Origin of the sequence: Saccharothrix sp. CB00851, from assembly GCF_001905065.1 — a bacterium.
GTDB lineage: Bacteria > Actinomycetota > Actinomycetes > Mycobacteriales > Pseudonocardiaceae > Actinosynnema.
Window position 1 is genome coordinate 123,301 of sequence record NZ_LWLC01000012.1, and the last position, 14,443, is coordinate 137,743.

Here is a 14,443-nt window from a genome sequence, read left to right on the forward strand (position 1 = left end):
CGCGTGTCCTACGTTCGCGCACCCCGAGTTGAACATTCAGAACAAGATCAACTGTTCTGAACGTTCAACTCGGCTGTTCTGAACGTAGGACACGCGCGACGTGAACGTAGGACACGCGCGGTGGTGGAAGTGGAACGGAAGTCAGGTGGAAGTGAGAGTGCTTAGCGTCCCCGTCGGCCTGCTGGAGTCGACTGGGGGAGCGGTATGTCGTCGCGTGTGCGCAAAGCCGGGCTGCTCGGAGCGCTGTGGGCGTCCGGCCCGGCGAAAGTGGTCGCCGTCGCCGCGGTGCTGGCGGTCACCGCGACCAGCGGCGGGGACGCGGTCAACGGCTGGGGGCGGTCGGAGACCCATGCGGCGGACACCGCGCTCGAACCAGGTCCGGCGCAGCGGTGGGGTGAGGCGCAGGCCGACCCCGACCACCTCGAAGGCGCACCCGGCAACAACACCGTCCCCGAGTCGCTGAGATCCCGCTACCCGAAGGTCCAGTGGGACGTCCGGCCGCACAACACCGCCTCGGTCGAAGCGCCGCCGGTCATTGAGACCAAGGGCTTCGAGGAGGGCAAGAGCCAGGAGAAGCCCGAGGCGCGCACCAAGTACGAGAAGGTCTACACGAACCCGGACGGCACCGAGACCACCGAGTTCTCCGCCGGTCCCGTCAACTACCGCGACGGCGACCGCTGGAAGCCGATCGAGCCGCACCTCGTCCCGGACGACCAGGGCTGGCACAACGCCGCCGACGAGGTGGACGTCCGGGTGGCCCGCCGGGCCGACGCCGAACACCTGACCACGCTGCGAGTCGACGCCGACCACGAAGTCTCCTACGGCCTGGCCGGTGCCAGGAAAGTCGACGGCGCCGCGAACGGCACCACGGCCACCTACACCGAGGTGCAGCCCGGCGTGGACCTGGAGCTGGAGTCGCAGCCGGGCGGCGTGAAGGAGACCCTGGTCCTCACCCGCCCCGGCGCCACCACCTTCACGTTCCCCCTCACGCTCAAGAACCTCACCGCGCACGTCGAGCACAACCACGTGCTGCTCAAGGACCGCGCCAACACCACCAGGGCGGTCATCCCGCCCGGCGACATGGTCGACGCGAACGGCAACCGCTCCACCGCCGTCACCTACGCCCTGACCAGCCACAACGGCCGACAAGCCCTCCAGGTCACGCTCGACGGGGGCTGGCTTGCCCACGCCGCCTACCCGGTCGCGGTCGACCCCACCGTCCAACTCCCGGTCACCGGTGAAGCCGCCGACAGCAGCCTGTACGTCAACGGCACGTCGTCGTCCCCCGGCGGCAACACGCTCGTGGTCGGCCCCAACGCCGCCTCCTACCTGCGGTTCGGCAGCCTGGTGGACAAGCTCCGCCACCACACGATCTTCGGCGCGCAGCTCTGGCTGGTGAACTACGACGCCGACTCGTGCCGCCCCCGCGCCGTCACCGTCCACCCGGTCACGCAGAGCTGGGCGTCCAGCGACGACGTCGACTTCCCGGGCCCGGCCACGGGCCGCCGGCTCGCCGAACGCTCCTTCGCCCACGGCCACATCGCGTTCGGCCAGTCGTCCTCCGCCTGCCCCACCGCGGGCGAGCTGATCAACCTCGGCGGCGGTGGGCGCGACCTGGTGCAGAAGTGGGTGAACGGGGAGCAGGCCAACCACGGCATCTCGCTGCGCGCGAGCGGCGACGGCTCGGGCAAGAAGTTCACCGGCCCCGCCACCGCCAACCCGCCTCGCCTCTACGTCACGCACAGCCCGTACAACGCGACGTACGCGCTGGCCAACCCGGTGCCGAACCCACCGGTCCTGCAGAACCAGGATGGCAAGGTCAAGATCGCGGTCACCAACAAGAGCGCCTCGGCCTGGGCACCCGGCGACTACTACCTGGCCTACCGCGCCTACAACGCCAAGACCGGCGCGTCGGTCGTCCAGCAGCGCTCGGCCAACCTGACCGCCACGGTCAACCGCAACCAGCGCGTCACCCTCGACGCCACGGTCAAGGCGCTCCCGCCGGGCAAGTACTTCCTCGACTTCACCATGGTCAAGACCGGTGGCCCGGTGTTCACCGACCACCAGGTGCCGCCCGGCCGGATCGTGCTGGAAGTCTTCGACATCCCGCCGGTCGTCCAGGAGCTGTACCCGCCGAACGGCTACCAGACGCCCACCCTCACCCCGCAGCTGTGGGCCCGCGCGCTCGACATCGACGCGCCGCCGAGCGTCACCATGCAGTTCAAGTTCGAGGTCTGCGAGCGCGACGCCGCGAACAAGCCGGTCAACTGCGTGAACTCCGGCTACCAGGCCAAGACCGCCTGGACCGTCCCCGCCGGCACGCTCAAGTGGAGCAAGGCCTACGACTGGCGCGCGTACGTCAAGGACGCCACCAACGAGATCATCTCGCCGTACTCCACGATCTTCACCAGCGTGCCGCAGCCGGAGATCACCTCACGCCTGGCGGGCGGCCCATACGGCACGAAGGACCAGGAGTTCGACCCGCAGACGGGCAACTACTCCACCGCCGCCGTGGACGCCTCGGTCACCACGGTCGGCCCGGAGCTGCGCGTCGTCCGCACGTACAACAGCCTGGACCCGCGCCGGGACGGCCTGTTCGGCGCCGGCTGGTCCACCCGGTACGACATGAAGCTCGTCCCGGACGACGACGGCTCCGGCAACGTCGTGATCACCTACCCGGACGGGCAGCAGGTCCGGTTCGGCCGCAACCCCGACGGCACGTTCGCCGCGCCGTTCGGCCGCCAGGCCAAGCTCACCGTCGACACGACGGCGTGGCGCCTGCTCGACCTGTCCGGCACCACCTACCAGTTCTCCCTCAACGGCAGGCTGAACCGGATCACCGACAGCGCCAACCGCGCGGTCGTGCTGACCTACGACACCACCACCGGCAAGCTGCTCAAAGCCCAGGTGTCCAACAGCCAGACCAACACCGCGGGCCGGTTCGTCACGTTCACCTGGACCGGCAACCACGTCACCGCGGTGCAGGCCGACCAGACCACGTGGAGCTACACCTACACCGGCGACCTGCTCACCAAGGCCTGCGCCGGCACCGCCTGCACCACCTACGAGTACGCGGCCGGCTCGCACTACCGCACCACCGTGCTGGACTCGCGCCCCGAGTCGTACTGGCGGCTCGGCGAGCCCGAGGGCACGGCCGCCGCCGGCGAGGTGTCGATCAACCTGGGCAAGGACACCGGCACCTACAAGAACGTCACCCTCAACACGCCGGGCATCAACGCCACCGACACCGCCGCCTCCTTCAACGGCACCACGTCGTCGGTCGACCTGCCCAAGGGCACCCTGAAGAAGAGCCGTGACGGCGCCGTGGAGCTGTGGTTCAAGTCCTCGGTCACCGGCTCGGGCGGTCCGCTGCTCGGCTACCAGGACAAGGCGCTGGGCAGCGCGTCCACCACCGGCGTCCCGATCCTGTACGTCGGCACGGACGGCAAGCTGCGCGGCCAGTTCGGCGTCGGCGCGGTCGCCCCGATCACCAGCGGCACCCTGGTCAACGACGGCAAGTGGCACCACGTCGTGCTCAGCTCGATGGGCACCACGCAGACGTTGTTCCTGGACGGCGCGAAGGTCGGCGAGCTGACCGGCAAGCAGGTCGACCACGAGAAGCTGACGTTCAACCAGATCGGCGCGGCCCACGCGACCGGCACGTGGCCCGCCTGGGGCACCACGCCGCAGCGCCACTTCGCGGGCGTGATCGACGAGGTCGCCGTCTACTCCGGCCCGGTCGGCCCGCAGTCCACGACCGCGCACCGCAACGCCAACAACCAGGCCGACCTGCTGTCGAAGATCACCCTGCCCAGCGGCAAGGTGGCCGCCTCGATCGCCTACGACACCACCCGCGACCGGGTGAAGGAGCAGACCGACGACGACGGCGGCACGTGGCGGATCGGCCCGCCCGCGGTCTACGGCGGTGACGACGACCTGCGCCGCACGGTCGAGGTGCTGGACCCGGCGAACCGGCCGAGCCTGTACGAGTACGACGCGCTGGGCGGCTGGCTGCTGCGCCTGGGCCAACCGCTCGGCCTGGAGGCACGCTCCGAGGACCGGCCGGGCGAGCCGACCACCACGCCCACACCGCCCGCGGAGACGTGCGGCAAGCCCGACCCGAACGACCCGTCGTTCTGCACCGTGATCCCGGACGGCTCCGGCGGCCCGGTGTTCGTCCGCTACGGCGCCGAGGGCATGAGCATCCGCTCGTACTCCTACGACGACAAGGGCCAGCTCAGCGTCGTCACCGACGAGAACGGCGACACCGTCACCCTCGGCTACGACGCGCGCGGCAACATCACCTCGCAGAAGACCTGCCGTACCGCGACCGAGTGCCACACCACCTACCAGACGTACCCGACGACCGTCACCAACGAGCACGACCCGCGCAACTTCCTGCCGGTGGAGACGCGGGACGGCCGGTCGGCGAGCGCGACCGACCCCACCTACCGCACCTCGTTCAGCTACCACCCGACCGGCCAGGTGCTGCAGGAGACCGCGCCGGACGGCAGCTTCGTCAAGCACACCTACACCAACGGCGCCGAGGCGGCCGTCAACGGCGGCGCACCGCCCGCCGCGCTGCTCGCGTCCACTGTGGACGCACGCGGCAAGACGACCCGGTACGCCTACTTCAACAACGGCGACCTGGCCCGCGTGACCCAGCCGAACGGGCTGGTCGTCGAGTACACCTACGACAACCTGGGCCGCCGCGCGTCGGTCAAGGAGATCTCCGACAGCTTCCCCGCCGGCGTCGTCACCACGTTCACCTACGACGCCATGTCACGGCCGCGGACCACGACCGGCCCGCTCACCACGGACGCGGTCACCGGTGAGAAGCACCAGCTGCGGACCACGAACACCTACGACGTGGACGGCAACCTCACCCGGGTCGAGGAGACCGACACCCAGGGCAACGACGAGCCGCGCGTCACCACCTACGACCACGACCAGCACAACCGCGTGACCCGCGAGGTCGACGCCGAGGGCAACGAGACGTCGTACGAGTACGACGCGTTCGGCCACCGGACCTCGCAGACCGACCCGAACGGCAACCGGGTCGACTTCGCCTACACCAGCCGCGGCGCCCTGGCCGAGGTGCGGTTGCGCGACTGGCGCAGCGACCCGGCGGGCGCGCCCGCGCCGGCCAACGGGTACCTGCTGGTCAAGTCGCTGTCCTACGACTTCGCGGGCCGGTTGGCCGGCGAGACCGACGCGATGGGCCGCCGCACCGAGTTCCAGTACTGGGGTGACGGCCTGCTGCGCCGCAAGGTGCTCAAGGACTTCGACAACCCCGATGGCGGCAAGCGCGACTTCGTGCTGGCGGACAACACCTACGACGGCGCCGGCAACCTGACCCGTTCGGTCACCGCCAACGGCAAGTCCGTCACCGAGCACACGCACGACCGGCTCGGCCGGGTGGCGACGGTCGTGGTCGACCCGGCGGGCCTGCGCCGCACCACCACGTACTCCTACGACGGCGGTGACAACGTGACCCGCACGGTCACCGGCGGCAAGGCGTCCAACGTGCCCTGGGAGGTCTCCGAGACCCCGGAGACGGTGACCTACCGGCACGACGACGTGGGCAACGTGGCGGAGGAGACCGTCACCGACGGCATCACCAACCGGGTCAGCAAGTTCACCTACGACCAGCGCGGGCACCAGACCTCGGTCACCGACCCGCGGCTGAACACCACCACATACGGGTTCGACGAGCTGGGCCGCCAGGTCACGGCCACGGGCGCGGCGGTGTCGGTGGAACGCGACGGCGGCGCGCCGACGTCGGCCAAGCCGACCACGAAGACCGGTTACAACACGTTCGACGAGGTCGTGGCGTCCGCCGACGAGCTGGGCAACGTGTCGACCACCGAGTACGACCGCCTCGGCCGGGTCGTGGCCACGACATCGCCGACCCACCAGGGCATCACGCCGAGGGTGACCGCGTCCTACGACGGCAACGGCAACGTGAAGGAGGTCGTCAACGCCCGCGGCCACGCCACCAGGTTCGCCTACGACCAGCTGGACCGCCTGGTCGCCTGGGACGAGCCCGCGCACACCGGCCGCGCGATCTGGCGCTTCACCTACACCCGGTCCGGCCGGGTGCTGTCCACGACCGGCCCGGACGGCGCGCGGACCGAGGCGACCTACGACGACCTCGACCGCGAGATCAGCTCGACCCAGTACGAGCGCAAACCCACCACCGGCACGTTCACCGCGTGGCAGCGCTACGACGACCTGGGCAACGTGCTCTCGGCCGTGGCACCTTCCGGTGCCGCCTCGGCGTTCACCTACGACACGCTCGGCCGGTTGACCAAGGAGACGGACCCGGCGGGCGTGGCCACGCACCACGGCTACGACGCGGCGGGCAACCCGGTGCGGGTCACCGACGGCCTCGGCCGCACCACCCGCCAGGCGTTCGACCTGTTCGGCGACCAGGTGGCGCAGTCGGAGCTGAAGCCGGACGGCACGGTCCTGCGCACCACGAAGGTCGGCTACGACCCGGCGGGCAACCTCACGTCCGTCACCGACGCCAAGCTCAACACCACCACGTTCGAGTTCGACGCCGGGAACCGGCTGGTCAGGCAGGTCGAGCCGGAAGGCGTGGTGCAGGAGTTCGGCTACGACGAGGCGGGCAACCTGACCCGCTACACCGACCCGCGCGGGCACCGCACGATCACCACGTACAACCCGTGGGGGCTGCCGGAGAAGGTGATCGAGCCCGCGACCGCGGCGCACCCGACCGACCGCGCGTGGACGTCGGAGTACGACGCGAACGGCAACGAGGTGAAGCTGACCGCGCCCGGCGGCGTGGTGCGGACCCGGACCTACGACCCGGCCGACCAGCTCACCGCCGAGACCGGCAGCGGCGCCGAGAAGCCCACCACGGCCCGGGACATCGTCTACGACCTCCTCGGCCAGGCGACCCGCGTCGGCGCCGACACCTACACCTACGACGACCGCGGCAACCTGCTCACCACGGCCGGCCCCGGCGGCACGGCGGAGTTCGGCTACGACGCCGACGGCAACCCGACCACCCGACGTGACGCGGCGGGCACCGCGAACTACACCTACCTGAAGGGCCGGCTGAACACGGTCTCCGAAGGACTGGCGGGCCTGACCCAGACCTACGGCTACGACGCGGCCGGCGCGGTGAAGACCATCGGCTACGGCGCGGGCCGCACCCGCACCTACACCTACGACGACTACGGCCGACTGCAGACCGACGTCCTCACCGGTTCGACAGGCCAGGGCATTTCTGCTGTCGCCTACCACCGCGACGAGCTGGATCTCGTCACGAGCAAGACCGAGAACGGCGTCGAGACCGGCTACACCTATGACGCGGCGGGCAGGCTGAAGTCGGCGACGACCGGCGGCGTGACGACGGCGTACGAGTGGGACCCGGCGGGCAACCGCACCAAGGCGGGCGCGAAGACCGCGACCTACGACGAGCGCAACCGGCTGCTGTCCGACGGCGACTACACCTACACCTACAGCCCGCGCGGCACGATGGCGAGCCGCACCAGCTCCGGGCACACCGAGCCGTTCGCGTTCGACGCGTTCGACCGGATGGTGGGCGCCACCGGCCAGACCTACACCTACGACGGCCTGGACCGGGTCGCCACCCGCAACGGCGCCGCGTTCACCTACGCGGGCCTGGACGACCAGGTGGTGTCCGACGGCACCGCCACGTTCGCCCGCGGCCCGGGTGACGAGGTGCTGGCCACGAAGAAGGGCGAGACGTCACGCGTGCCGGTGACCAACGGCCACGGCGACGTGATCGGCGGCATCGCCCCGGACGGCCAGGCGCTGGCCGACCGGACCTCCTACGACGCGTTCGGCAGGGTCACCGCGAGGAGCGGGGACACCGGGCCGCTGGGCTACCAGGGCGACTGGACCGACCCGGCCACCGGCCAGGTCGACATGGGCGCGCGCTGGTACAACCCGTCGACGGGCGTGTTCGACTCGCGTGACGACATCCCGTTCCAGGGCGGCGACGGCATCCGCGCCAACCGCTACACCTACGGCGCGGGCGACCCGGTCGGCCAGGTCGACCCGGACGGGCACTGGTCGTGGCCGTGGGACTGGTTCGACGACGAGCCCGAGTACACCCCGCCGACCTACTGCCTCTCCCTCGATCCCAACGGCTGCAGCCCGTGCACCTTCACCTGCTACAACGACGACATCGCCCGGGCGATCCAGGACCAGGCGGACCGCTTCGCGGGCAAGAAGCGCAAGAAGCCGTCCGGCGCGAACGGCACGTACCCGGACTACGCGCCCGGCCCGGCGTACCGGGGCAGCGGTGGCAGCGGCCGTAGCTGCGGCGCCTGCTACAACGCGAGCGCGGCGGCCCGGGCGGAAGCGGCCCGGCGGGCGGAGTACGACCGCAAGCGGCGGGTGACCGCGCAGGCCAAGTCGGCGGCGCAGTACTCGGCGCGGCACACGCCCAGGACCGTGTCGGGCGCGGCGCACGCGCCGGTGACGAACATGCCGAAGACGGTGTCCTCCAACCCGAAGCTGCCCGCGAACCAGGTCGGGGTGAACCGCGACGTGGTGGCCGACGCCAAGCGCGGCACGGACCAGATTTACGACGCGGCCGTGCAGAAGGCGGGCAACCCGGTGAGCAACACGTCCGCGGCGAGCAAGTCCGGCTCGGGCGGCGGTGGCTTCGCGTGGAAGTGGCCGAAGTGGCAGGGCTGGAAGGCCGAGGGCAAGGCCCTGCTGAACGGCCTCGCCGAGATCAGCGGCTACAACGACGGCAAGCGGTGCGTCACCGAGGGCGACACGGAGAGCTGCATCTGGGCCGGGGTGACCGCGCTGTCGATGTTCGCCGGCCCGTACGGCGTCGGCGTGGTGCGCGCGGCCAAGGGCGTGCGGATGGGCGCCAAGCACGGCGACGAGATCGTGGGCGCGGCGTGCGCGCTGGTCGCGTCGAACAGCTTCACCGGTGACACGGCGGTGCGGATGGGCGACGGCTCGACCAAGCCCATCGCGGACGTCCGGGTCGGCGACCAGGTCGCGGCGACCGATCCGACGACCGGGCAGACCGGCGCCTTCACCGTGACCGACCTGATCGTCGGCACCGGCGTCAAGCAGCTGGTCGAGGTGACGGTGGAGGCCGAGGGCCGCACGTCCACCCTCACCGCCACCGACGGCCACCCGTTCTGGGCCGACGGCAAGTGGGTCGAGGCCGGTGACCTCGTGGCCGGGCAACGACTCTCGGAAGGCGCGGTCGTCGGCGTCCGGTCGTGGTCGGAACAGCGGACCGTGCACAACCTGACCGTCGACACCGTGCACACCTTCCACGTGGTGACCGGCGCCGCGGACGTGCTCGTGCACAACGCGGGCAAGTGCGGCAAGGCGCTGGCCAAGGTGCGCGCGGGCGTCACCGCGGTGAAGAACGGCGTGGTCGGCGGTGCGAAGGCGGTCGGGAACGGCGCCCGTGCCGTCGGGCGTGGCCTGCAGGCGTTCGGCCGCGGTGTGGCCAACCTGGGCAAGACCGTGGCCCGCAAGGCGCGCATCGAGGTCAAGCGGACCGGCATGTACGTGATGAACAACGCGGGCCGCGCGGTCCGCAAGTGCATCATCGGTCCCGCCGCCGCGCCCCTGGCGGGCGCGCTGGTCGACAAGACCCAGTACGGGATCGGTCTCGGGATCGCATGGGCACTTCGTTGCGCGGTCGACATGTCGCACGACGCCATGAAGACCAACAAGAACCACCGGTAGTTCCGAAGTTCCGAGTGAGGGGAAACGAGTTGTCCAAGAGATCCGGCGTGGGCTTGCTGGCGGTCGCCGCCGCAGTGCTCGCGATGGTGGTCGCGCCACCGGCCCAGGCGGATTCGTCCGGCGGCGGCGGGGACTACGTCTCGCTGAACGGGCACGCGCACGTGCTGGACACCCGTGACGGCACGGGCGGCGTGACCGGCCAGCGCGGCGCGGAGACCACCACGACGTTCCCGGTGCTCGGCGTCGGCGGCGTGCCGACCAGCGGCGTCGGTTCGGTCATGGTGCGGGTGGCGGTGCTCGCGCCGACCGCGGAGACGTGGCTGGAGCTGTGGCCCGACGGCACGTCCCGCAACGCGGACGCGACCGCCGTCACCGCCCGGCCGGGCGAGGACCTGTCCGCGTTCGTCGCGGTGAAGGTCGGCGCGAACGGCAAGCTCGCGGTGTACCAGGCGGCGGGCAAGGCGCACATCGTGGTCGAGGTGCACGGCTACTTCAAGTCTGCGCAGGGCACTAACGGCGGTGGGTTCGTGCCGGTGGCGCACACCCGTACGATCGACACGCGCAGCGGTCTCGGCGTGGCCACCGGGATGATCCCGGCGGGCGGCAGCCGGACCGTGACGCTGACCGGCGGGCTCATCCCGGCCGGCGCGTCCGCCGCGTACGTGAACCTGGCCGTGCCGGGCGCGTCGGCGAAGGGCTGGATGACCTACGCGCCGTCGGGCAAGGCCACCCGGCCGGTGCTGAACTACATGAGCGGCACCACTCAGCAGGCCGCGGTCGTCCAGCTGAGCGCGGACGGCAAGGTGACCTTCACCAACAGGGGCACCGCCGCCGCGCACTTCATGCTGAACATCGAGGGCTACTTCACCGGCTCCGCCACCACCGGCAGCGGTTTCCGCGCCAACGACGGCCGTTTGATCAACACCCGCACCGCGGGCGCCGGCCTGCCGATGGCCGCGAACAGCACCCTCGACGTCCAGGTCGGCGGCACGTTCGGGCTGCCGACCCGGGGTATCGCGGGCGCGTTGCTGTCGATCACGACCACCTCGGAGGCCGCCGGCTACGTCAAGGCGTGGCCGGTGGGCGAGGCCGAGCCGGGGCTGACGATGATGGACCACGGCATCAGCCGGCGGACCAACTCGATCGTGCTCAAACCCGGCACGGACGGCAAGATCCGCATCCGCAACGGCAGCTCCGACACCATGCACGTGATCGTGGACCTCCAGGGCTGGTTCGCCGAACCGCTGCCCACCGTGGCCACGGTGCAGAACAGCCGCACGACGGTGTTCCAGGCCGCGCCGGTCGTCGGTGCGCGCGTCGGCACGCTGGAGTACGCCTACACCGACAACGCGGGCCGGGTCGTCTACGGCCACCAGTCCGATGTGGACAACTTCGGCTCGATCCAGTGGACGGTGATCTCGGGCAACGAGGCGTTCACCGGCCAGCCCGCGATCGCGCAGCTGTCCGACGGTCGCATCCAGGTGACGGCGCAGCGCCGTGACGGCGATGTGTGGGCGGTGACCCAGACGGCGGCCGGCGCGGTGACGTGGGGCGCGTGGAAGGACTTCGGCGGTTCCATGGCCGCCGCGCCGACCGTGGCGAAGCCGGCCGACGGGACGCTCGCCCAGTTCGCCGTCGACGCCGACGGCAAGCTGTGGGTGTACCAGCAGAAGGGCACCGTGCCGTTCTGGCGGAACCTGGGCGACCAGAACCTGGTCGGCGCCCTGACCGTGGTCACGGTCCGCGACGGTGTCCGGGTCTTCGGCCTCGACGGTGCCGGTGTGGTCAAGAGCGTGCAGTTCTACCACGACGGTTCGGTGTCCCCGTGGACCAACCTGGGCGGTGCCGGCTCATCCGGCGCACCCGCCGTGGTCGTCAGGCCGGGCTACCAGCTGCAGGTCTTCGTGCGGGGCGCGGCGGGCACGATCGTCACCAAGCTCCAGGACGCCGCCGGCACGTGGCCGGGCGACTGGAGCGAGGTCGGCACCGGCACCGTGGCCCCGGCCGGTGCCCCGTCCGCCGTCCTCGACCCGGCCCTGGGCCGAGTCGCCGTCGTGGTCCGGGGAACGGACAACGAGATCTACCGGGTCTGGGAGACGGCGGTCGGCTCCAACACCTGGGGCGACTGGGGCTGGCTGATCGAGGGCATCTCGGACCCCTCGGCCACCGACCCGACCGCCGTCCCCTTCGCCAACGCCAACGGCGAATCGTGGCTGGTCACCTTCCGCAGCCCGAACGGCACGCCCCGCTTCGTGGACCGTCGGATCTAGCCGCTTTCCGGAAACGGGCCGGGGCACCACGCTCCGGCCCGTTTCACTTGCTGCGCAGCACCGATTGAACCGCGTCGGCGAACCCGGGCGCCGTCTTGGCGAACCGCGCGATGAACTCCTGTGCGGTTGTCTCCGGGTTGCGGTACTCGGCGATCTGCTAGTGCAAGCACCGGATCGTCAGAGCCGGGTACAGGTCGAGTTGGTCGAGCAGGAAGTCGTCGGGGTGCACGGCGTCGATGTCGTACGGCTTCATGGCGTCCGGGGGGAAGTCCTTGGTGTTCGCGGTCACGACCACTGCGGCGTCACCGCGAACGGCCGCCGCGAGCACGTGGCGGTCCTTCGGGTGGTTGGTCATCGATTCGACCAGTGACTCGTACCCGGTGACCAACGCGTCCGGAAAGGACTGTCGCATCAACGCGACTCGGCGGCGCGCGTTGGCCTCCGGCACACCGAGCTTGGGCAGGGTCCGCTCCACCTCGTCGAGCACCTGCCCGGACCACAGCAAGCGGTAGGTGCCTGCCTCGGCCAGCCGCAGCAGCAGGTCTGCCAGTCGGATCGGCACCAGTACGCAGGCATCGAGGAAGGCGGGGAAAGCCACCCGCTCAGTCTGGCGGAGAACTCACCGGGTAGGTGTGAACCCGTCCACCGTGTCGTAGGACTCGTCCTCCACGGCGAGGCGGGTCATCTCGTTCAACGCGGTTCGACGCTCGACCCGTGCGCGTTCGCGATAGGCCACCACATCGGCCACGCGGACCCGGCGGTGCCTTCCACGCTTGTCGAACGGGATCTCACCGTCTTGAAGGTGCCGTCCAGCGCGACGGTGGCGCCGCCGGTCGTCCCCTGGACCCACGCGACCAGCCGTCCCTGCTGGATCCGCGCCCACACCTGGGGCACGTCCGCGCCTTGCCCATAGGCCCAGAACAACGCCTGGTTACCGCTCGACCCACCGTGCCGGAACGAGGTCTCGACGGTGAAGTCCCGCGCGCCGACGTCCAGCGACCGCGAGTACGGCACGTCGGCGAGCCCGGTCAAGCCCGCGATCACCGTTCCGCGCACGTAGGCGTCGTTGGCGTGCACCGTCGTGTCCGGGGACGTGGGCCCCGCGGTCGGCGTGGCCTCGGCGGACGGGTTCGTGCCGCCCGGGATCTGCGCCTGCTGCGTGGTGAACCGGTTGAACCGGATCTCGTCCGCCGAGAACGACTCGCCGCCCTCGTAGAGCAGCCCGATCTCGCCGGTCGACAGCTCGGCCAGGTCCGAGTACCCCGCCCGGCCGGCGTGGATCAGGCCGCCCGCGGTCCAGGTGACGCCGTTGTCCGTCGAGTACCGGATGCGCATCAGCTCGCGGTCCCGCGGGTCGGACGGGCCGGAGAACAGCAGCGTGCCGTTCTTCAACGCCAGCACCGCACCCTGCACGGTCGGCGTGACCAGGCTCGGGATCGGGGTGGAGGCGGACACCGTCGTGCCGCCGTCCGTGCTGATGGCACGGGTGCGGTGGTGCCCGCCGTCGATCTCGTTGCGGCCCAGCACCAGCACGTCGCCGTTGGCCAGCTCGGCGACGGACATCTCACCGGGCCGGACCTGGCCCTCGACGTAGGAGTCGGGCGTCTGGCTGGCGTACCAGTTCTCGCCGTGGTCGGGGCTGTAGAGCACACCGGCCTGCACGACGTTGCCCACCGACTGGTGCGCGCCCACGACCAGCCGCCCGTCGCGCAGCTGGACGCCGTGCGACGGCCCGGTCGCGAACCAGCCGCGCGTGGTCCCGTCGAACGACGCCGGGATCTGCCGCGCGGGCGACCAGGTCACGCCGTCGTCGTCGCTGTGCTGCACCCACGGCAGCCGCGCACCGCCGGGCACCGCGGGCAGGGCCTCGTTCGACGTGGACAGCAGGAACACCCGCCCGGTCTCCCGGTCCACCACGGGCGCCGGGTTGCCCCTGGTGAACGGCTTGTCCAAGTCGTCGGACACCCCGCTCAACACCACCCGGACGGGTCCCCAGGTCCGCCCGTCGTTGGTCGACCGCCGCACCACGATGTCGATGTCACCGCGGTCCGCGCACGACGGCGACTCCCTGGCCTCGGCGAACGCCAACAGCGTGTCCGCCGCGGTCCGCACCAGCGCGGGAATCCGGTAACACCCGTACCCGCCGGTACCGGCCTTGAACAAGACGTGCTCGACACCGATGGACGACGGCGAACCCGGCACGCCGCTGCCCAACGCGGGCACCGGCGTGATCAACGCCAGCACCAGCACCAACCCCAGGAGTCTGCTCACCGAAGCAGGCTAGGCAACCCCACTTCCAAGCCGCTTCCACGCCACTTCGGCCGTCACTTCACCTCGGCCGGACACGGGGACGGCCGCCCCCAGGTCGGCCGTCCCCGTGAGCGTGAGGTGACCGCGTTCTCCCGAGAAGGGGGCGGACACACCGCGGCGTCCCAACCGGCAGGGGGAGC

The 14,443-nt window shown here is 70.9% G+C and carries 4 protein-coding genes; 2 read left to right on the top strand and 2 right to left on the bottom strand.

Translation table 11 applies throughout. The annotated features are described in order from the left end of the window. Window positions 1-204: 204 nt before the first annotated feature. Together A6A25_RS13265 and A6A25_RS13270 are read left to right on the top strand one after the other, a co-directional pair. Window positions 205-9,723 (top strand): polymorphic toxin-type HINT domain-containing protein, encoded by a 9,519-nt coding sequence (locus tag A6A25_RS13265; RefSeq protein ID WP_073889006.1) that lies wholly within the window; start codon window positions 205-207, stop codon window positions 9,721-9,723. Window positions 9,724-9,752: 29 nt separating this feature from the next. After that, on the top strand, window positions 9,753-11,993 hold the full coding sequence (locus A6A25_RS13270; protein WP_143193136.1) for a hypothetical protein: 2,241 nt from the start codon (window positions 9,753-9,755) through the stop codon (window positions 11,991-11,993). A gap of 157 nt (window positions 11,994-12,150) precedes the next feature. Here A6A25_RS13270 and A6A25_RS13275 read toward each other — a convergent pair whose 3' ends face one another. Further along, a complete protein-coding gene (locus A6A25_RS13275; protein ID WP_083668300.1) occupies window positions 12,151-12,591 on the bottom strand; it encodes a PIN domain-containing protein in 441 nt (146 codons plus the stop codon). Window positions 12,592-12,683: 92 nt separating this feature from the next. Then, entirely contained in the window at window positions 12,684-14,264 is a 1,581-nt protein-coding gene (locus A6A25_RS13280) for a sialidase family protein (protein WP_073889012.1), read from the bottom strand. Window positions 14,265-14,443: the final 179 nt, after the last annotated feature.

What these genes read in the sequence shown, in the direction of transcription:
- A6A25_RS13265 (WP_073889006.1), top strand. Translation starts at nt 205, where the DNA reads ATGTCGTCGCGTGTGCGCAAAGCCGGGCTGCTCGGAGCGCTGTGGGCG.